This is a genomic window from Neoroseomonas rubea (assembly GCF_016106015.1).
Taxonomy (GTDB): Bacteria; Pseudomonadota; Alphaproteobacteria; order Acetobacterales; family Acetobacteraceae; genus Neoroseomonas; species Neoroseomonas rubea.
Genome location: NZ_JACADQ010000009.1, coordinates 1 through 18,237 on the forward strand (window position 1 = coordinate 1; position 18,237 = coordinate 18,237).

The following is an 18,237-nucleotide window of genomic DNA, read 5'->3' on the forward strand; positions in this document are numbered from 1 at the left end:
CGGGCAGCGGGCGCCTCCCCCGGTTCGAGTGCGGCTGGGGTTCAGGCGTGCGCTCTCCCGGTCGCGCATGTGACGCTGCTCTCCCGCACCGCGCGGGAGATCGAGGCGGCGGCCGAGGCGATCCGCGCCCGCGGCGGGGCGGCCGATACGCTGGTGCTCGACGTGCTGGACGCCGACGCCGCCGCGCGCGCCATCGCCGCGCGGGAACCCTACGAGGTGCTGGTGAACAATGCCGGCACCAACCGGCCGAAGCCCTTCGTCGACGTCACGCAGGACGATTTCGACGCGGTGATGGACCTGAACCTCCGTGCCGCCTTCTTCCTCGCCCAGTCGGTCGCGCGGCGGCTGCTCGCGGCGGGGCGCGGCGGGTCGATCATCAACGTCTCGTCCCAGATGGGCCATGTCGGCGCGGCGAACCGGACCATCTACTGCGCGTCCAAATGGGCGATCGAGGGGCTGACCAAGGCGATGGCGGTGGAACTCGCCCCGCACGGCATCCGCGTGAACACGCTCGGCCCCACCTTCATCGAGACGCCGCTGACCAAGCCCTTCTTCGAGGACGCCGCCTTCAAGGCGAGCGTGCTGACAAAGATCAAGCTCGGCCGCATCGGCCAGGTCGAGGACCTGATGGGCGCGGTCCTGTTCCTCGCCTCCGACGCCTCGGCGTTGATGACCGGCTCGGCGCTGGTGGTGGACGGCGGCTGGACGGCGGATTGACGCCGGTCAGGACGGGCGCAGCCCGGCGAGTTGCGCCGCGCGGCGGGCATTCTCCAGTTCCTGCGCGAGGAAGGCGGCGAAGCCGTCCGGCGTGCGCTGCGCGGGCGCGCTCGGCACGGCGCCGACCTCGGCGATGCGGGAGATCACGGCCGCGTCCTGCAGCGTCGCGAGCAGGGCGCGGCTGAGCGCCGTCGTCACCTCCGCCGGCACGCCGGAAGGGGCGAGCAGCCCGCCGTAGCTGCCGGCGGTGAAGCCGGGCAGCCCGGCCTCGATGAAAGTCTGCACGCCGGGCAGGACGGGCGAGCGTTCCTTCGCCGCGATCGCCACGATCGGCGCGGAGCCGTCGCGGTGCTGCGGCAGGGCGGAGGGCAGTTCCACCATGCCGGCATCGACCGTGCCGTTGATCAGGTCCGGGATCATGGCGCTGCCGCCGCGATAGGGGACATGCGTCGCGCGCACATTCGCCCCGGCCATGACGAGTTCCAGGGCGAGATGCGCGGCGCTGCCGCTGCCCGGCGTCGCCACCGTCACCTGCCCCGGCCGGGCGCGCATCAGCGCCAGCAACTCGGTGAGCGAGCGCGCCGGCGTGCGCGCGCTGACCTGGCAGATCATGGGCAGGATGCCGACCAGGCCGATGGGACGGAAGTCGCGCAGCACGTCATAGGGGATGTTGGCCTGCAGCACCGGGTTCGCGGTGAGCGGCCCGCCCGCGCCGAACAGCAGCGTGTAGCCATCGGCGGTCGTCTTCGCGACGAAATCCGCGCCGACGCTGCCGCCCGCGCCCGTGCGGTTTTCCACGACCATCGGTCGGCCCAGGCGCTCGGCCATCGACGTGGTCAGGATGCGCGCGAGGATGTCGGTGTTTCCGCCCGCGGCGAAGGGCACGATCACGCGGATGGGCCGGTCGGGATAGGCCGCAAGGGCGGGGCGGTGCAGCGCGACGAGCGCAGGGGACGCAAGCAGCAGGCGGCGTGACAGCATGGATCTTCCTCCGTCCGGCATCTGCGGCCGTTGGCTTCAGCCTTGCATCGCGGCGGCCGCGCGGCAATGGCGCGCGCTTGCGGCACCTGCGCGCGCGGCGCAGCATCGCGGCCGGTCGAAGGGACGGGAACTGATGGAACAGCGGCGACTGGGACGGACCGGGATCATGGTCTCGGTGCTCGGCTACGGATGCGGGGCGATTGGCGGGCTGATGGTGAAGGGCACGGCGGCCGAGCAGGACCGCGCCATCGGCCGCGCCATCGACCAGGGCGTCACCTATTTCGACACCGCCGCGGCCTATGGGGATGGCGTGTCGGAGACGAATCTCGGCCGCGCCCTGAAGGGTCTGAACGCGAAGGTCACGGTCGGCACAAAGGTGCGCATCCGCGGCGAGCAGCGCGGCGACATCGGCGGCGCGATCGTCGCGTCCGTGGAGGCGAGCCTCGCGCGGCTGGGGCGCGACAGCGTCGACATCCTGCACCTGCACGAGCCCATCACGCGCGATGGCGCGCCGCCGACCTTCACGGCCGACGCCATCCTGCACGACGCGGTGCCGGTGCTGCAGCGGCTGCGCGATGGGGGGAAGTTCCGCCACTACGGCATCACCGGCCTGGGCGAGGCGAGCGAGATCCGCCGCGTGCTGGAGCAGGGCGGCTTCGCGACGGCGCAGATGCCCTACAACATCCTCAACCCGAGCGGCCTCGTGCCACTGCCGGCGGGATCGGCCATGCCGGACCTCGGCGGCTGCATCCGGCACGCGGCGTCGATCGATGTCGGCGTCATGGCGATCCGCATCCTCGCCGGCGGCGCGCTGAGCGGGAGCGAGGCGCGCAGCGCGCTCGGCGTGCCCTCGGTCGCGCCGATCGCCTCCGGCGCATCCTACGCCGCCGATGTCGCCGCGGCGCGGCGGCTGCTGCCGGTGATCGAGGCCGGCCACGCGACGGACCTGGTGGAACTCGCGCTGCGCTACGCCGCGATGCCGCGGGAGATCCCGACGGTGCTGGTCGGCACCTCGAGCAGCGCCGAACTCGACCACGCCGTGGCCGCGATCACCAAGGGGCCGCTGCCGGCGGAGGCGCTTGGGATGATCGCGGCGATCCAGGCGGGCTGACGGTCGAACCTGCGCCTTGGTTGCAATGGAGCTGACGGGCGCCGTTGCTGCCAGGGCGTGCCGTCACGATCCGTGCAACGCTGCGCCGCACGCGTGGAATGATTTGGGAAGGCTTGGCGTCCCGTATGCGACGAACCTGCGAACTGGTGCGAATGCGTAGCAATGGGTGCGTAGGCGGTCAGCCACGTACCAAAGATTCGAATGGCGCTTGGTCCGCCAGTTCCCATGGCCAACCCGCTCTCTCCTTGGCAGACCGTCGCGCTGAGACGCAGGTTTTCTGCGGTTTCCAGGCTGGACTTGTTGACCGGCTTGAAGCCGAGGCGGCCGAAAATCGCTCTCCGGCGGCGAATTCTCTCCCGGGCTCGTGACTTGGCCGATTTGGTACGTGACTCAAGCACCTAGGTCCAAGGCCGGTTTCAACCCGGTGGGCACTTGCCGTGTTTCGCATTCCACTTGCCAGGTTCCGCACCTTGAAAGTGACCTGACCCCCTCAGCGCCGCAGCCCCGGCGCCTCGACCGGTTGCCCGTTCGCCCGGGCGGCCAGCAACAGCTCCAGCGCCAGGTATTCGGGCGAGCCCAGCGGGAACTGCTCCGCCCGCACGCCCAGCGAACACGCCCGCAGCCGGCGATGCAGCGAGCCCAGCGTGTTCCATTCCAGCCGATAGGCCGGATAGCCGGTGGGCAGGCCGTTCGAGATCACGTCGCCGCGCAGCCGGCGACCGGCATTATCGTCGTGGCATTGCCCGCAGGACAGGTTGAGCTGCCCCTGCCGCATGCCAAACAGGCGCCGCCCTTCCTCGAGGAACGCGGCGGCGGGCCCGTCGGTCGCGACGCTGACCGGCAGGCCGCGCGACCGCTGCGCGATGGCGGCGGTGAGGGAGAGCAGCGGCTCGCTCTCGTAGCCGAAGGCGGCCTCGCCCTGGTGTTCGGTTCGGCAGCGCTCGATCCGGCCTTCGAGATTCAGCAAAGCCCCGTCTGCCGCAACCGTCGGGTAACGCGCCGAGACACCCCGCATCCCCGCGATGTCGCCGTGGCAGGAGGCGCAGCTGCGCGCGCCGCGCCGCCACAGCGCCTCCCCTTCCTCGACCCACAGCCATCCCGGATGGCGCGACGGATCGTCCTGCTGCGCGCGGAGTTCCGGGGAAAGATAATCGCGCGAGGGCCTGATCTCGGCCGCCCCGGCGAGCGTGGCGCAGGCCAGCAGGGCGAAGCCGGCGGCGGCGCGGATCACGTCACGACGAGGCGCGCCTCGCGCCGGTAGACGGCGCCGCCATCCTCCTGCCACTCGAACACCAGGTCGCCCGTCTCGGTCGCGACCGTGGTGAACTCGACATAGGGATTGGCCGCGATCCCGGAGGATAGCGCCATGCGGAACACCTCCTCCCCCGCATAGGTCACGCGCAGGGTGTGCAGGATGTGGCGCGGCAGGGGCGTCAGGCCGGGCCCGTCGAAGCCGCGTTCCATCGGGTGGCGCACCAGGACGCGCACGCTCACAACCTCCCCCCGCCGCGCGGTCTCGGGCAGGGTGATGCGGGCGGGGATGCTGGCAGCCATCTCAGCCCCCGTCCACGCAGGCGCCGAGGATCACGATCACCTCCCGCGAGGCGCGGTGGACTGCGCCGGCGCTGGTCTCGGCCAGCACCGTGACGGTCTGGGTGGTCGCGAGGCGGATGCGCGTCGCGACCTCGGCGCGCCCCGCGCGCGGCGAGAGGGCGAAGGTCGCGACGCGCGGAACCGGGTTCTTCTCCGACAGGATGTGGATGGCCGTGACGTGGTCGGCCGCCGTCATAGGGCTCGCGACCTTCACCGCGATGTCGACCGAATTGCCGTTCTCCGACAGCTGCGGCACCTCCAGGGCGATGCCGTCGGCGCGCGGCGCGCGGCCGGCGAGGATGGTGCGCTCGGCCGCCGCGAAATCCTCGGCCGGGGGGCGCTGGGCTATGGCCGCGCGCGGCCCGGCGGCGGCCAGCGGCATGGCGAGCAGCGTGCGTCGCGGCATACGTCTCATCGTCCTAGTCCCCCAGCGTGGCCAGGTAGGCCACGACGTCCTCGATCTCCTGCGCCGACAGGACGGGCCGCCCGCGCCAGCGCGGATCCACATTCGCGAGCCCGTCCACCCGGTGGTAGGCTGGCATCGCGGCAGCCGGGTTCAGCAGCGTCGGGTCCACCAGGCGCAGGCGGATCTGTCCTGGCGTCAACCGCGCGCCGACGCCGGCGAGCGGCGGGCCGACCTCCCCCATGAAGCGCTCGGTCGCGTCCGGGATGGAATGGCAGATCAGGCAATTGGCCGTCTCCCGGTTCCTCACCACCGCCGCGCCGCGCGCCGCATTCCCGACGCGCCCTTCGAGCGGCGCCGCGATGGCGTCGCCCGTGACCGCGAAGGACGCCACCTGGCCCGCCGCCGGCGCGGCGGCAAGCAGCAGCGCGAGCAGGACGACGCCGCGCGCCGTCAAGCGCGCCGCAGGTCCTGGTCCTTCAGCGGCACCGAGCGGATGCGCTTGCCGGTCGCCGCGAAGATCGCGTTCAGCACGGCCGGCGCGGCGACCATTATGGTCGGCTCCCCCACGCCGCCCCAGAAGCCGCCGGAGGGCATGACGATCGTCTCGACCTTCGGCATCTCCGCCAGGCGCAGCACGTTGTAGGTGTCGAAGTTGGTCTGCTCGATCGCGCCGTCCTTCACGGTGCACTCGCCATAGAGCAGCGCCGAGAGGCCATAGACGAAGGACCCCTCGACCTGCATCTCGATCTGCTTCGGGTTCACCGCGACGCCGCAGTCGGTCGCGGCGACGATGCGGTGGATCGTGAGCTCGCCGCGCGGGCTGACCGAAACCTCCGCCGCGGCGGCTACGTAGGAGCCGAAGCCCATCTGCTGCGCGATGCCGCGGCCCTGTACGCCGGCGGGCAGCGGCCCGCCCCAGCCGATGCGCTCGGCCACCGCGTCGAGCACCGCGCGGTGCTTCGGGTGGTTCGCCATCAGCTTGCGCCGCAGCGCGAGCGGGTCCTGGTTCGTCGCGTGCGCGACCTCGTCCAGGAAGCATTCCAGGTAGATGGCGTTCTGGTTGTGGTTCACGCCGCGCCAGAAATGCGGCGGCACATGCGTGTTCCGCATGGCGTGGTCGATCAGCAGGTTGGGGAAGGTATAGCCGATCGCGCTTTCCGCCCCGCTCGCGTTCAGCCCCTGGAACTGCACCGGGTCACGGCCGTTCTGCAGCGCGTTCGGAAAGACGAAGGACAGGATCGACTGCCCCGAGATGCGCATGTGCAGGCCGGTGACCTCGCCATTCGCGTCGAGGCCGGCGGTGAGCTTGCACTTGGTGACGGGGTGGTAGCGGCCCTGCACCATGTCCTCCTCGCGCGTCCACATCGTCTTGATGGGAACGCCCGGGACCTGCCTGGCGATCAGCACCGCATCGGCCAGCCAGTCATGCGTCGTACGCCGACCGAAGCCGCCGCCGAGGTCCATGCGGTGGATGTCGCATTGCTGCTGCGGCAGGCCGGCGGCCTGGGAGGCCGCGACAAGCGCCGCCTCCCCGTTCTGGGTCGGGCACCAGACGTCGCAGCGCTGGGGCGTCCAGACCACGGTCGCGTTCATCGGCTCCATGGGCGCGTGGTTCTGGAAGGGGTAGGAATAGACCGCCTCCACCTTCCGCGCCGCGCCGGCGATGGCCGCGCGGGCATCGCCCTGGCTGTTGCCGACGAAGGCCTCGGCGGCGTCCAGCCCCTCGGTCAGCCGGGCATCGATGGTGGCGGAGGAGACGCGCGCGTTCTCGCCCCCGTCCCATTCCACCGGCAGCGCGTCGAGCGCGGTCTTGGCCTGCCAGAAGGTGTCCGCGACCACGGCGACCGCATTCTCGCCCACCGCCAGCACGTGCCGCACGCCGGGGCGGTTGCGCACCGCCGCCGCGTCGAAGGACTTCACCCGCCCGCCGAAGACCGGGCAGCGCCGGGGCACGGCGACAAGCATCCCCGGCATCTTCAGGTCGGCGCCATACACCAGCGCGCCCGTCGTCTTGGCCGCGGTGTCGAGCCGCGGCTTCGACTGGCCGATCACGGTCCATTCCCGCGGGTCCTTGAGCGGCACGGGATTGGGCGGCGTCAGGCGCGCGGCGGCGGCGGCCAGCTGGCCGTAGCGCAGCGTCCGCCCGGTCGGCGCGTGGGTGACGACGCTGTCCCGCGCCGAGCATTCCGCCGCCGGCACGCCCCATTGGCTGGCCGCGGCCTCGATCAGCATGATCCGGGCGGCGGCGCCGCCGCGGCGGACATAGTCCTGGCTCTGCCGGATGCCCTGGCTGCCGGCGGTCAGGAAGTTCCCCCAGGCGCGGTTGCGCGCCAGGCTCTGGCCGGGCGTGACGTATTCCGTCTCGATCCGCGACCAGTCGCAGTGCAGTTCCTCCGCGATCATCTGGCACAGGCCGGTGCGCGTCCCCTGGCCCATCTCGGAACGCGCCATGCGCAGCACGATGCGGTCGTCCGGATGGACCACGACCCAGGCGTTGATCTCGGGCGTCTGCGCCGGCGTGGCGGCGGCCTGCGCCAGCGCGCCCTTCGGCGCCAGGTGGAAGCCGACGACGAGCGCGCCCGCGCCCTTCAGCAGCGAACGGCGCGACGGGCGGATGCGGTCGATCTTGTTCATGGCGGCGGCGCTCCTCAGCCCGAGGTCCGGCCGCGCACGGCCGCATGGATGCCGGCCCGTACCCGATTGTAGGTGCCGCAGCGGCAGATGTTGGTCATCGCCTCGTCGATGTCGGCATCGGTCGGCTGCGGCTTCTCGGCAAGCAGCGCGGCCGCGGCCATGATCATGCCGGACTGACAGAAGCCGCATTGCGGCACGTCGAGTTCCCGCCAAGCGCGCTGGATCGGATGGTTGCCGTCCGGCGACAGCCCCTCGATCGTCACGATCTTCTGGGTCTCGGACACCGCGGAGAGCAGCGTGGCGCAGGAGCGGATCGGCTGCCCGTCGATGTGCACGGTGCAGGCGCCGCACGCGGCGATGCCGCAGCCATACTTCGTGCCGGTCAGGCCGACATGGTCCCGGATTGCCCAGAGAAGGGGCGTGTCGGGGTCGGCGTTCACCTCGACAAGGCGTCCGTTGACGTTGAGGCGGGTCATGGCGATGGCGTGCTCCCTGCCCGAGACGCGCTGCTCGCCTCGGCTCGGGGGGACCATAGCCTCCCTCGCGGCGTTTTCGCTACCGGTCCGCGCGCGGGTGGTCCGGCCCGCTGCCGGGGCGCACGAGCATCTGCCCCACCGCGGTCATCGCCTGCTGGATGCCGGAGACGACCACGACCTGCCCGGGCTCCACCGACATGCCGCGCGTCGCGCCGAGGAAGCGGCACAGCGCAGCACGCAGTTCCGGTGCGCCCTGGGGGTCGCCGGCGCGGGTGAGGTTCAAGCGCGCGCTCTGCATCCGCCGGATCATCAGGCGGCGCCACGCCACGCTTGGCAACAGGTCGGGGTCGATCCCCTCCAGCTCGAAATCGCAGACGATAGGCGGCGGTGTTGGTATCGGCGCGGGCGTCGCCGCGTGCGGGGCGGTCGTCGTCGCGGGCGTGGTGAACTTCGGTGGCTCGGGCGATGCTGGACTGACAAAGGTGCCGGCCCCTTCGCGCGTCTCCACGAAGCCCTCGGCGGCAAGTCCGGCATAGGCCAGCAGGACCGTGTTGCGCGACACGCCGAGCTGCTCGCTGAGCGCGCGCGTGCCCGGCAGTCGTGTGCCGACCTTCAGGCGCCCGGTCGTGATCGACGTGCTGATCTGCCCGACCAGCTGGTTCTGCAGCGAGATCGGCGCCGACGGGTCGACTTCGAAGGAAAGCTGCATGTCGGTCTCCGCCCTGATGGGAAGGTGCTTCCGGTCAGACCCGCTGGACGCGCCGTCGCCCCGGCGACGATTGGTTCATCGTGCGCGACGTCGCATGGGATACATCGGCGGATGCCCGCCGATCTCGATCGTCGTGAGAAGCTCGAAGCCAAAGCGTTCATAGAACGGGACGTTGTCCGGATGCGATGAATCGAGGTGGGCCGCCCTGCCGTCGCGATCGCAGGCCTGGAGCCCGTAGGTCATCAGGGCCATGCCGTGGCCCTGGCCCTGCTGGCGCGGATCGATGCCGATCAGCGGCAGGAACCAGTGCGGCTCCTCCGGGTGGTACGACGCCATCGCCGCGAGGACCGCAAGCACTTCGGGCTTGGCGGCAGGTGCGACGCCGCGTTCGATCAGGTGATCGAGCGCCTCATCGTCCGGATGCACATCCGGCGGCAGCCACAGCGCTGCCCCGCCGTGCCCCGCGATGACGTGGGCACCACCATGGTCGAACGCGCGACCGCCGTAGAGCCGCACGAATTCCGGGAAGAACGTCAGGTACTGGATCTGGGAACAGGAACCGGCAGGCCGGATCATTCGCGAAGGCCAGGGTCATCACGCCGAAGACACCGGGCTCGTCGGATCTGTCGGCGACGCGGATTCCGGCCATGGGCTGGCCTCCCCTGGTGCTGCCCGGACGTCCGGTCGGCTGGGCAATCCGGGTACGCGACCAGGAGCCGATCGGCGTTGCTGCACCGGTTGCAACGCTGACTGTGCCTGGTCAGGGCGTCAGGCGGCGTGGTGGTGGAAGACCTTCTGCATGATCTTCCAGTGCTCATCGACCTTCAGCAGCGCGAGAAAGTCGGTGTAGCGCTGACCGGTCCAGTTGTCCGCCTCGACGCGCACCACGGCGACCGTCTCGACCACCTGCAGGATGGTCACGTTCACGACCACGTCCTCGCCGCGCCGTTCCTGTCGTTCCAGTCGAACAGCCCCTGGATCGGGCCGGCGAAGAGATCCGGCCCGACATAGCCGAAGATGGTCGCGTCGGCGTGGAAGGCCGGCTTCATCAGCTCGCCCCTGCCGGTCCTTCCGCCGTCCACGTAGTGCTGAACGGTCTCGCTGATTGCCTCCTGCTCGCCATCCGATCCAGAACCCCCGCCCCGGCGTACACGCGCTACATGTGCCGGGCGAAATCGCTGCCGGCGCGACATCGGGGCGCGGTCGAAACTATGCTCGGCCTGACCACGGCCGCAGACGCGACCCGTGCTGCGACCATGCCATCAGAATGATGCCGAGCCCGGCGGCGACGACCGACGCGACCGTCGGGCCTGTCGGCACCTCTCCGAGCAGCGCGAAGCCGCCGGCACATGCCGCGCCTGGGCTGAGACTGCCGAACGCCGCCGCCTGCGATGCGCCAAGCCGCCTCACGGCCGCGGCGAAGGCAACCGGTGCGAGGATGCCGGACGCCAGGCCCTGGAACGCTGCCTGCACGCCGATGTCATGCCAGGCCGCGCACATCACACCCGGCTCCATGGCCATGAGATAGAAGGGCCCAAGGCCGAGCACCGACCCCGCACTGACGAAGGCCGCCGCCTCCCAAGGACCAAGCCCGCTGCGCCGCAGCGCGATCGTATAGCCTGCCGACAGCATCGCGGCGACGAGCAGCAACAGGTAGCCCTGCCATTGTGCCTCGCCACCAGTACCGAGGGATGGCGCGACGACGGTTGCGACGGCACTGCCGATCATCACCAGCCCAGCGACACGAAGCGCGCCAAACCGTTCCCCGAGCAGCGCGGAGACAAGCGCGACGCAGAGCGGAGCCGCCCCGGGCAGCAGCGCCCCCGCCTCCGCCGCGCCCGTCATAGTGAGCCCGTTGCCCGCGACGAGCACGAAGGGTGCCCCGCCGCCGAGCAACATCAGCGCCAGCAGCCCCGCCGGGACCTGGCGTATCCTCGGCCAGGCGCGGTGCAGCACCGGCAGCAGCAGCAACGCCGGGCCTGCGAAACGGAGCATGGCGATGTCGGCGGGCGAGAGCGGCGTCTCGCCCGAGACCCCGAAACGCGTCACGGCCAGTGCGCCGCCCCAGATGGCGGCGGCGGAGAGCCCGGCGGCAATGCCAGGCACGTATGGCGAGGTGGACATGGGTGCAGCCTCCGGATGGGGCGGCGACGGGGAGACGCTCTCGCGTCAGTCCCGCCACCAGGGCTTCGCGGCCTCCGCCTCGGCACCGACCCGGTCGAGGCCGATGTCCTTCAGCAGGCGGGCATCCATCTCCAGCAGCAGGCGCCGGCCCCGCGCGCGCTCGTGCATCCGCATCAGGCCGATGATCAGCGATCCGATGGTCGTCATGGCACAATCTCCTGTCCTTGATGGCCCGCGGACCGAGTGCCGCGGCGGGAGACTTGTGCTGGATGACGCGGCGCGGCGCTTGGCGCCGGCCTGACGGATGGCTGGAGATTTCCTCGCGTTTTCTGCGAACCGCGTGACCTGGAGCACAACGGGTGTTGAGTGCCTGCAGGCGGCGGTCGATAGTGTTGCCCGACGTGCTACAAACCGCGCCGCGCGTGGTGGCCCGGACCGCGAAGACCGCGCGCGCCCCTGGATCGGGGAGTTCGGGAATGCGCATCGACTTCGCAGGACACGAAATGGACCTGCGCCGTCAGGAATTGCGGCGCGACGGCATCCGCGTGCATGTCGAACCGCAGGTCTTCGACCTGCTGCTGCACCTCGTACGCAACCGCGACCGCGTCGTGAGCAAGGACGAATTGCTCGACGTCGTCTGGAACGGACGGATCGTGTCCGAGGCCGCGCTCAGCAGCCGCATCAATGCCGCCCGCAAGGCGATCGGCGACGATGGCGAGCGCCAGGCTCTGATCAAGACCGTGCACAAGCGCGGCTTCCGTTTCGTGGGCGAAGTCGCGGAAGCCGTCGCGGAGGAGCCCGCCGAAGCCCCTGCCGCGCCGATGGAGGCGCCATCGCGCAGCGAGGCCGCGACCCGGCCATCGGTCGTCGTGCTGCCCTTCGACAATCTCAGCGCCGAGCCGGACACCGACTACTTCAGCTACGGCCTGACGGAGGACGTGATCCGCCTGCTCGCGCGGCATCGTTGGATGGATGTACTGAGCCGCCACACCGCGGCCGCCTTCCGCGGGAGGGAGGTGGATGCGCGCGAGATCGGCGCGGCCTTCGGCGTCCGCTACATGGTGCATGGCAGCGTCGCCAAGCATGGCGATCGCGTGCGGCTCGGTGCCGACCTCGTCTCCTGCGAGAGCGGGCGGCAGCTCTGGTCCGAGACCTACGACCTGCCGCTCGCTGATGTGCTCGAGGCCCAGCGCGCGATGTCGGAGCAGATCGCCGCGGCGATCGAGCCGGAGCTCGCGCGGCTGGAACGTGAGGCCGCGGTGCGCCGCCCGCCGGTGAGCCTGGGGGCCTGGGACTGTTACCAGCGCGGCCTGTTCCACCTGTGGGGCTTCACCCAGCCGGGCCTCGCGGAGGCCGAGGCGATGTTCCGCCGCGCCATCGCGCTCGACCCCGGCTTCGCCCGGGCGCATGGCGGCCTCGCCTACGTTCTGCTGCAGGAAACCGTGGTGGGCGACAGGCAGGCGCGGGAGGCCCGGCTCGAGGAAGCGCTGCAGGCGAGCCGCAATGCCGTCGGGCTCGATGGACAGGACTGCATGAACCTCTGCGTCCTCGGGCGCGTGCACGCGTTCCGCCACGACTACGAGGAGGCGATCGCGCTGCTGGAGGAGGCCGTGGCGCTCAATCCGAGCTTCGCCCAGGCGCATTTTGCCCTCGGCTGCACCAAGGTCTGGAGCGGCCGGGCACGCGAAGGCATCGCGCATGTCGAGCGCGCCGCGCAGCTCAGCCCGCGAGATCCGCATCTGTCGAGCTTCCACGCCACCCGGGCGCTGGCCCATATCGACCTGGATGAACTGGCGGAGGCCGTGGACAGCGCGCGGCGCGCGACGCGCGTGCCGAATGCCAAGGCCTGGCCGCACATGATGCTGGTCGCCGCCCTCGGGCTGATGGGGCGCGAGGACGAGGCGCGACGCGCCCTCGAGGGGCTGCTCGCGAAGGAGCCGGGCTATACGCTGGAGAGGGCGCGCGAGGATTTCTTCTTTTGCGCAGACCAGAACCTTGTCGGGCGCTGCCTGGACGGGCTGCGGCAGGCGGGCCTCGGGTAAGGCCCGCCCGCCTCGCCGGACGTTCAGCAGGGCGGATAGAGAACGGCCAGTTCGTCCAGCCATGTCAGCGGTGCACGCTTCGCGTCGCGCTCGGCCATCGCCTTGCCGGCGATGTGGCGGGACCATTCGGCGCCGGCCCAGCGGGTGGGTCCGATCTTCACGGCGGTGATGCTGGTCATGCTCGGTCTCCTCTCGATCGCGCTCCGGCCTGGATCGGCGGTGCCAGGTGAAGTCTCGCGATCCCCGCACCGCGGCGCTTGCAGAAGGCCTTGCGGCGGCGTCGAGATATCCTGGAGATCACGCCGGGCCACGCAGCGGCGCTGTCCAGGTCACGGCGGTGCCGGTCAGGCAGTCCTCACCCGCCGCATTGCGCACGGTGGTGGCAAGCGTGCAGATCGGCTTGTCGTCGCGTACCGCGACGATCTCGACGCGCGCGACGATCTCGTCGCCGACACGCACCGCCTTCACGAAGCGCCATTCGACGCCGAGGAAGACGGTGCCCGGGCCAGGCAGGTCCTCGGCCACCACGGCGTTGAGCAGGCCGGAGGTTACGCCGCCTTGTACGATCAGCCCGCCGAAGGGCGAGGCCGCGGCGAGCGCCGCGTCGTAATGCAGGGGGTTGCGATCGCCGGTGATGGCGGTGAAGGCCTCCACATCGGCCATGGATGTGCTGCGCCTGCGTTCGGCCGCCTGGCCGGGCCGCGGCTTGCCGGCGAGAGTGCCGCTCCAGGGATCGCTCACGACACGACCTCGGCAGCCAGCGCGGCGACCTCACGCTTCATCGCCCTGTTCAGATCGAGGTGCAGCGCCTTCGCCTGCTCGAGCGTCCAGGCGTATCCGGCGATCTCGTCCGTGACGCGCAACAGCGGCAGGGAGAGATCGTCGCGTACCGCGGCGAAGCGGGCAAAGGCGGCGGCGCTGCCCGCCACGGCGGCCTCGGCGAGCAGCGCGGCGTCGCGCAGCGCATCGGTGATGCCATGCGCGGTGATCGGGTCCTTGAAGTAGCCGGCATCGCCGATCAACACCCATCCGGGACCGGCGGCCTGGCGCAGGAACCCCTTGCGGCCGGCGAAGGCCATGAGGTCCCCATCCGGCAGCGCGCTGCCAAGGTCCGCGGCAAGCGCCGGGAAATCCATTCGCAGCACGCGACGCAGGGCATCGATCCGGTCCCCGCGCAGCTCTGCCCTGAAGCGATCCTGCGGCACCGAGACGAAGACGACATGCCGCCCCGCATTTGTCGGGATGCGTCCGGCACCTGCGCCAGGCGCATAGTGCCAGTGCGTGCCGGTGTCGGGCAGGTCGGGGAAGTAGCCATAGAGGCAGGTTGCGGCGTGGCGCGCTTCCTCCTGCACCGTGGCCCCGGTCAGCCGCGCGACCGCCGAACCGATACCGTCTGCACCAACCACCAGGCTGGCGGCGATGACATGCTCATGCCCCGCCCCGTCCGCTGCGACCACGCCGGCGACGCGGCCAGCAGCATCATGGCGCAGGGCGGTGACTGTGTGGTGGTGGCGGATCTCGGCACCGGCCTCCCAGGCCGCATCGACCAGCGCGCTGTCGAGCAGCGTCCGGCGCGGGGCATAGAGCGCCGCCACGCCGTCGCCGGGGCGCAGATCCACGGCGATCGCTTCCGCCCCATAGTGGAAGGTGGTGCGTCGGATCGGCGGCGTTCCGGCTTCGGCCAGGCGCGGCAGCACGCCCCATCGGGAGAGCAGCATCACCGCCCCGCGCATCAGCGCGTGCGTGGAGAGCGTGTCGGTGCCGTAGCCCCCGCGGTCGAGTGCCAGCACGCGCATCCCCTTGCGCGCCATCAGCATGGCGGCGGCCGCGCCGGCGCAGCGGGCGCCGACGACGACGGCATCGAAGCGTTCGGTGGGGTGCATGGCGGGTCTCCGCTTGCTCAGGCCGCGGCACGGCCCTTGGTGGCGAGATGGGCGAGCACCTCCCCGGCGAGCGCCTCGGCATCGGCGCCGACGCCGTCGAGGAAGTTGGAGTTGCGCCGGCGCAGGAAGCGCAGACCGATGACGAACAGGCCGGGCGCAGGCGTCACGCCGCCGGCGTGGCGGATCTCGCCCGACGCATCGAGCACGGGCACGCGCAGCCAGGCGTAGTCGCGCCTGAAGCCGGTGGCCCAGACGACGGTGCGGATGCCTTCGGCAGCGAGGTCGATCGCGGATGGCGTGCGGGCGAAGGGCGCGAGTGTCGGGGGCGGGGCCTCGTCCGGCGCGCCCTCGGCATCGGCCAGGGCGCCGATCCGGTCCAGCAGCCGGTCGAGCGTGCGCTGCGCGCCAGCGGTGGTCTCGGCCAGGTCGTCGCGCAGCAGCGCGCGCCCCCCCGCGATCCCGGCGAGGCGCCCCGCGATGCGCACCCCGATGGCGCGCAGCGTGCCGAGGTCGAGGCTCGCATGATGAGGCCGGCCGACCAGCTGCAGCGAGGGCTGGGTACGCGCTGCGGACAGGTCACGCACCTGCTCGGCCGGTTCGGTGAGCACGCCGGCGCGGTCCATCCAGTCGAGGATGTCGCGCCCGCGCCAGCGCCGCGGCAGGCGCGTATGGCGCCCGACGGCAAGCGTGACCGGACGGCCGGACCAATGGATCTCCTCGGCGATCTGCACGCCGGAGGCGGAGGCTCCGACGACCAGCACGCCACCATCCGGCAGCAGGAATGGGTTGCGGTAGCCGGAGGGCGTGACCTGATGGATCGCCCGCGGCAACTCGGCCGCCATGGCCGGAATGTGGGGCACGTCGCACTGGCCGGTGGCGATGACCACGGCGGGGGCGGCGAAGGTTCCGGCGCTCGTCTCCAGCCGATAGCCAGCGGGCGCGCGATGCAGTGCATGCACCGCGACGCCGGTGACCACCGGCGCGCGGGCGGCGTAGCCTTCGAGGTAGGCGACCACCTCGGACATGGTCATGAACCCGTCGTGGTCGTCGCCGCGATAGGACCAGCCGGGCAGGCGGCTCATCCAGTTCGGGGTCAGCAGGCGGAGGCTGTCCCAGCGTTCGGAGCGCCAGCGTTCGGCAACGCGACCGCGCTCGAGCACCAGGTGGTCGATGCCGCGCGCCGCCAGGCAATGGCTCATGGCAAGCCCCGCCTGGCCGGCACCGATGACGATGGCGTCGGTGGTCCGCATGGGATCCTCCGCTGGGAACGAGGGGTCGGCGGCGCTGGGGCGCGCCGCCGGCCTTTGGCGTCAGGCCTCCACGGCGATGGAGACCGGCACGCCGTTCGTCATGACGTCGAAGACGGCGGAGCGGGCCTTGGCCTGCGCGACGATGGCCTTCAGCGTCTCGGCCGGCGCGTCGCCCTTCACCTTGAAGGTCACGCGCACGTCGCTGAAGCCGTTGCGGACATCCTCCGACAGGCCGAGGATTCCGCGCAGGTCGACATCGCCTTCCACGAAGGATTCGACCGAATGCAGCGTCACGCCGCGCACCGCGGCGATATTGGCGATGCCCGCGGTGAGGCAGCCGGCGAGGCCATGCAGGATCCATTCGACGGGCGTCGGACCCTGGTCCTCACCGCAAAGGACGGCGGGGTGGTCGCTGTCGGCCATGGTGGCGGCCTTGTGCGCATGCTCCCCGCCGGCGCCGAAGAAACCGAGCATGGTGCCCTGCATGTGCGTGCCGGACTTCCACTGCCCATGGGCGCGGAATTGGAACTTCGCGAGCGCCGGCTGGTCGGCGACGACGCCGATGGTGGCGAGCAGCGCGGGCGTGTTTACTCCGTTGAGAGGCGACTTCTCCTTCTTCGTGGCGGGGGCAGCGGCTTCGGCGGTGGTGGTGACAGCGTTCATCTTGCTTCTCCCGTGGTCTCGTCGGCGGCGGTGCCGCCTGTTGGTGGGCGACAGTCGGTCTGCTCGTCCTTCGGGCGTCAGGCGGATGGCCTGATGGGTGCCGCTCCGTTGGACGTGGTTGAACCCTAGGCAGCCGATAACGTCGGCGCTTGGAGAAGCCCTTGCGGAAGTCTTGAGATGTCGTTGGCTCGTTGAACGGGCCAGTTCGCGAGGTCGCTGGCTTGGCCCGCAGGTTCCGAGCCCTGGTAGCCGCTAGTCGCGGCCTGCGGTGGTCTACGCCGGCGCGAGATTACCAGGCTCACGCGGCCGCCCGGAAATCGCTCTCCGGAGGCCATTTCTCCCGGGACCTCATGACGTGGGTGTTTCAGTACGGAAGGCAAAAGCCGCTGATGATGCGGCCGGCCTCAGGACGGCGAGCCTGGCAGGCACCAGCGGGTTCGCCGCCATCCCCACCACCGCCCTCGATCCGCCCCAACGTGCGGCGTCTCCAGCGATCCCCGCGCTTTCGGGGCTTCCGTTGCGGAATGTGCGCATCGGCGGCCGTCATCTCTCGGAACCTCAGGTTTTTCTGGCGCAGCCCAATCCTTGGATCTTGCAGGGCCTTGGGTCATGTTCGGCAGCGATACCGAATTCACAACGTAGCGGCCGCCCGCGAGGTGCCGTGGCGCAGACCCAGGAGACACGGCGTATGGCCCACCTGAACATCGGCAGCGTGATCTTTCCCGACATCGATCAGGTGGATCTGAGCGGCCCCCATGAAGTGCTCTCGCGGCTGCCCGACTCCACCTGGCGCCTCTATGCGCGCACGGTGGAGCCGGTGACCGACATGAAGGGGCTTCGCTTCCTGCCGGACGCGACGCTTGAGGAGGCACCGCAGCTCGATGTCCTGCACATCCCAGGTGGCTTCGGGGTAGACGCCGCGATGCAGGATCCAATTCTCGTGGCGTGGCTGCGCCGGCAAGCCGAGGGCGCGCAGCTCGTCTTCACCGTCTGCACGGGCGCCATCCTTCTCGGAGCAACCGGCCTCCTTCGCGGTCGTCGCGCCACGACGCATTGGGCCAGCCATCACCTGCTGCCGTTGATCGGCGCAATCCCCGTGGATGAGCGCGTCGTCGAGGATGGCCCTTTCGTCACAGCGGCGGGCGTCACATCGGGCTTCGACGGGGCCCTGCGCGTGGCGGCGCGCCTGCGGGGGGAAGATGTCGCCCAGGGTATCCAGCTCTACATGCAGTACGATCCGGAACCGCCTTTTTCCGCTGGCTCGCCCGCAAAAGCGCCGCAGCGCGTGGTCGACACGGCGCGCAACGCCTTCGCGCCGGTGGTGGCGCGGCGGGAAGCGGCGCTGCGCACCATTGCGGCGAAGTTTCCTTCTTGACGCTCGGTGCCACCCACTTTTGGCGCCAGACAGCGTTGTCCTTTACGAGGCGGGATCTCGCGCCCGCGCCGAACCAGACAACGAGTTTTCGCGCCGAGGCATCAAGCACGCCCCGGCTTTCATGTCGGGTTTCCCCTTTGATCGAAAGCAGCCGACCGCGCACGAGCCCGCGACCGCGCTCGCGCGGATGATGGACGCGATGGCAGCAGATCGGGCGTTCAACCGGACGATATGCCGCTGACCCGCATCGCGTCGGCCTTGCTCGCGGCCCGG

General features: G+C 70.8%; 20 protein-coding genes and 1 pseudogene. 4 read left to right on the plus strand and 17 right to left on the minus strand.

Going from position 1 to position 18,237, the window contains the following annotated elements; genetic code table 11:
• Nucleotides 1–717, plus strand: a 717-nt coding sequence (locus tag HW577_RS02275) for an SDR family NAD(P)-dependent oxidoreductase (protein ID WP_198374434.1), incomplete at its 5' end; no start/stop codon positions are given.
• 6 nt (nt 718–723) lie between these two features.
• On the opposite strand, the gene HW577_RS02280 is transcribed toward HW577_RS02275, so the two are convergent.
• Complete coding sequence (locus HW577_RS02280; RefSeq protein WP_198374435.1) at nt 724–1,698, minus strand: Bug family tripartite tricarboxylate transporter substrate binding protein; 975 nt, start codon at nt 1,696–1,698, stop codon at nt 724–726.
• A gap of 133 nt (nt 1,699–1,831) precedes the next feature.
• On the opposite strand from HW577_RS02280, the gene HW577_RS02285 reads away from it, so the two are divergent.
• On the plus strand, nt 1,832–2,809 hold the full coding sequence (locus HW577_RS02285; RefSeq protein ID WP_198374436.1) for an aldo/keto reductase: 978 nt from the start codon (nt 1,832–1,834) through the stop codon (nt 2,807–2,809).
• 490 nt (nt 2,810–3,299) lie between these two features.
• Here HW577_RS02285 and soxA read toward each other — a convergent pair whose 3' ends face one another.
• The 11 genes and pseudogenes from soxA to HW577_RS02340 all read right to left on the minus strand — a co-directional run bounded on the left by soxA (nt 3,300) and on the right by HW577_RS02340 (nt 10,958).
• A complete protein-coding gene (soxA, locus tag HW577_RS02290; protein ID WP_198374437.1) occupies nt 3,300–4,040 on the minus strand; it encodes a sulfur oxidation c-type cytochrome SoxA in 741 nt (246 codons plus the stop codon).
• Nucleotides 4,037–4,363 carry a thiosulfate oxidation carrier complex protein SoxZ gene (locus tag HW577_RS02295; RefSeq protein ID WP_198374438.1) on the minus strand — a complete coding sequence of 109 codons (327 nt, stop codon included), beginning with the start codon at nt 4,361–4,363 and terminating at the stop codon, nt 4,037–4,039. The genes soxA and HW577_RS02295 overlap by 4 nt, the downstream gene beginning before the upstream one ends.
• A gap of 1 nt (nt 4,364) precedes the next feature.
• The gene (locus HW577_RS02300; RefSeq protein ID WP_198374439.1) at nt 4,365–4,808 is read right to left on the minus strand and encodes a thiosulfate oxidation carrier protein SoxY; all 444 of its coding nucleotides are present in this window, start codon (nt 4,806–4,808) and stop codon (nt 4,365–4,367) included.
• 13 nt (nt 4,809–4,821) lie between these two features.
• Nucleotides 4,822–5,262: a sulfur oxidation c-type cytochrome SoxX gene (soxX, locus tag HW577_RS02305; RefSeq protein WP_198374440.1), complete on the minus strand. Its 441-nt coding sequence runs from the start codon at nt 5,260–5,262 to the stop codon at nt 4,822–4,824.
• A complete protein-coding gene (locus HW577_RS02310; protein ID WP_198374441.1) occupies nt 5,259–7,442 on the minus strand; it encodes a xanthine dehydrogenase family protein molybdopterin-binding subunit in 2,184 nt (727 codons plus the stop codon). Before HW577_RS02310 ends, soxX begins: the two co-directional genes overlap by 4 nt.
• Before the next feature lie 14 nt (nt 7,443–7,456).
• The gene (locus HW577_RS02315) at nt 7,457–7,918 is read right to left on the minus strand and encodes a (2Fe-2S)-binding protein (protein ID WP_198374442.1); all 462 of its coding nucleotides are present in this window, start codon (nt 7,916–7,918) and stop codon (nt 7,457–7,459) included.
• Nucleotides 7,919–7,997: 79 nt separating this feature from the next.
• Nucleotides 7,998–8,627, minus strand: coding sequence for an aminotransferase class I/II-fold pyridoxal phosphate-dependent enzyme (locus HW577_RS02320; protein ID WP_198374443.1), 630 nt, complete (start codon nt 8,625–8,627; stop codon nt 7,998–8,000).
• Between the two features lie 75 nt (nt 8,628–8,702).
• Complete coding sequence (locus HW577_RS02325) at nt 8,703–9,203, minus strand: GNAT family N-acetyltransferase (RefSeq protein ID WP_198374444.1); 501 nt, start codon at nt 9,201–9,203, stop codon at nt 8,703–8,705.
• A gap of 192 nt (nt 9,204–9,395) precedes the next feature.
• A pseudogene (locus HW577_RS26400) lies at nt 9,396–9,820 on the minus strand (nuclear transport factor 2 family protein).
• A 16-nt stretch (nt 9,821–9,836) separates the two neighbouring features.
• Entirely contained in the window at nt 9,837–10,751 is a 915-nt protein-coding gene (locus HW577_RS02335; protein ID WP_198374446.1) for a DMT family transporter, read from the minus strand.
• Nucleotides 10,752–10,796: 45 nt separating this feature from the next.
• Nucleotides 10,797–10,958 (minus strand): DUF1127 domain-containing protein, encoded by a 162-nt coding sequence (locus HW577_RS02340; RefSeq protein WP_198374447.1) that lies wholly within the window; start codon nt 10,956–10,958, stop codon nt 10,797–10,799.
• Nucleotides 10,959–11,254: 296 nt separating this feature from the next.
• On the opposite strand from HW577_RS02340, the gene HW577_RS02345 reads away from it, so the two are divergent.
• Entirely contained in the window at nt 11,255–12,793 is a 1,539-nt protein-coding gene (locus HW577_RS02345) for a winged helix-turn-helix domain-containing protein (protein WP_198374448.1), read from the plus strand.
• A gap of 23 nt (nt 12,794–12,816) precedes the next feature.
• On the opposite strand, the gene HW577_RS02350 is transcribed toward HW577_RS02345, so the two are convergent.
• The 5 genes from HW577_RS02350 to HW577_RS02370 form a co-directional block, all read right to left on the minus strand.
• A complete protein-coding gene (locus HW577_RS02350) occupies nt 12,817–12,972 on the minus strand; it encodes a hypothetical protein (protein WP_198374449.1) in 156 nt (51 codons plus the stop codon).
• A 118-nt stretch (nt 12,973–13,090) separates the two neighbouring features.
• Complete coding sequence (locus tag HW577_RS02355) at nt 13,091–13,534, minus strand: MaoC family dehydratase (protein WP_332837352.1); 444 nt, start codon at nt 13,532–13,534, stop codon at nt 13,091–13,093.
• Nucleotides 13,531–14,676 (minus strand): NAD(P)/FAD-dependent oxidoreductase, encoded by a 1,146-nt coding sequence (locus tag HW577_RS02360; protein ID WP_198374450.1) that lies wholly within the window; start codon nt 14,674–14,676, stop codon nt 13,531–13,533. The genes HW577_RS02355 and HW577_RS02360 overlap by 4 nt, the downstream gene beginning before the upstream one ends.
• Before the next feature lie 17 nt (nt 14,677–14,693).
• Nucleotides 14,694–15,926 carry an NAD(P)-binding domain-containing protein gene (locus HW577_RS02365; protein ID WP_198374451.1) on the minus strand — a complete coding sequence of 411 codons (1,233 nt, stop codon included), beginning with the start codon at nt 15,924–15,926 and terminating at the stop codon, nt 14,694–14,696.
• Between the two features lie 60 nt (nt 15,927–15,986).
• Nucleotides 15,987–16,589 (minus strand): OsmC family protein, encoded by a 603-nt coding sequence (locus HW577_RS02370; RefSeq protein WP_198374452.1) that lies wholly within the window; start codon nt 16,587–16,589, stop codon nt 15,987–15,989.
• Between the two features lie 688 nt (nt 16,590–17,277).
• Between HW577_RS02370 and HW577_RS02375 the strand changes: the two genes are divergently transcribed.
• On the plus strand, nt 17,278–17,964 hold the full coding sequence (locus tag HW577_RS02375; protein ID WP_198374453.1) for a DJ-1/PfpI family protein: 687 nt from the start codon (nt 17,278–17,280) through the stop codon (nt 17,962–17,964).
• Nucleotides 17,965–18,237 lie beyond the last annotated feature (273 nt).

Coding starts and splice junctions, on each gene's coding strand:
- HW577_RS02280 (WP_198374435.1), bottom strand. CDS start 1,698: ATGCTGTCACGCCGCCTGCTGCTTGCGTCCCCTGCGCTCGTCGCGCTG.
- HW577_RS02285 (WP_198374436.1), top strand. CDS start 1,832: ATGGAACAGCGGCGACTGGGACGGACCGGGATCATGGTCTCGGTGCTC.
- HW577_RS02295 (WP_198374438.1), bottom strand. CDS start 4,363: ATGGCTGCCAGCATCCCCGCCCGCATCACCCTGCCCGAGACCGCGCGG.
- HW577_RS02300 (WP_198374439.1), bottom strand. CDS start 4,808: ATGCCGCGACGCACGCTGCTCGCCATGCCGCTGGCCGCCGCCGGGCCG.
- HW577_RS02310 (WP_198374441.1), bottom strand. CDS start 7,442: ATGAACAAGATCGACCGCATCCGCCCGTCGCGCCGTTCGCTGCTGAAG.
- HW577_RS02315 (WP_198374442.1), bottom strand. CDS start 7,918: ATGACCCGCCTCAACGTCAACGGACGCCTTGTCGAGGTGAACGCCGAC.
- HW577_RS02320 (WP_198374443.1), bottom strand. CDS start 8,627: ATGCAGCTTTCCTTCGAAGTCGACCCGTCGGCGCCGATCTCGCTGCAG.
- HW577_RS02325 (WP_198374444.1), bottom strand. CDS start 9,203: ATGATCCGGCCTGCCGGTTCCTGTTCCCAGATCCAGTACCTGACGTTC.
- HW577_RS02335 (WP_198374446.1), bottom strand. CDS start 10,751: ATGTCCACCTCGCCATACGTGCCTGGCATTGCCGCCGGGCTCTCCGCC.
- HW577_RS02340 (WP_198374447.1), bottom strand. CDS start 10,958: ATGACGACCATCGGATCGCTGATCATCGGCCTGATGCGGATGCACGAG.
- HW577_RS02345 (WP_198374448.1), top strand. CDS start 11,255: ATGGACCTGCGCCGTCAGGAATTGCGGCGCGACGGCATCCGCGTGCAT.
- HW577_RS02350 (WP_198374449.1), bottom strand. CDS start 12,972: ATGACCAGCATCACCGCCGTGAAGATCGGACCCACCCGCTGGGCCGGC.
- HW577_RS02360 (WP_198374450.1), bottom strand. CDS start 14,676: ATGCACCCCACCGAACGCTTCGATGCCGTCGTCGTCGGCGCCCGCTGC.
- HW577_RS02365 (WP_198374451.1), bottom strand. CDS start 15,926: ATGCGGACCACCGACGCCATCGTCATCGGTGCCGGCCAGGCGGGGCTT.
- HW577_RS02370 (WP_198374452.1), bottom strand. CDS start 16,589: ATGAACGCTGTCACCACCACCGCCGAAGCCGCTGCCCCCGCCACGAAG.
- HW577_RS02375 (WP_198374453.1), top strand. CDS start 17,278: ATGGCCCACCTGAACATCGGCAGCGTGATCTTTCCCGACATCGATCAG.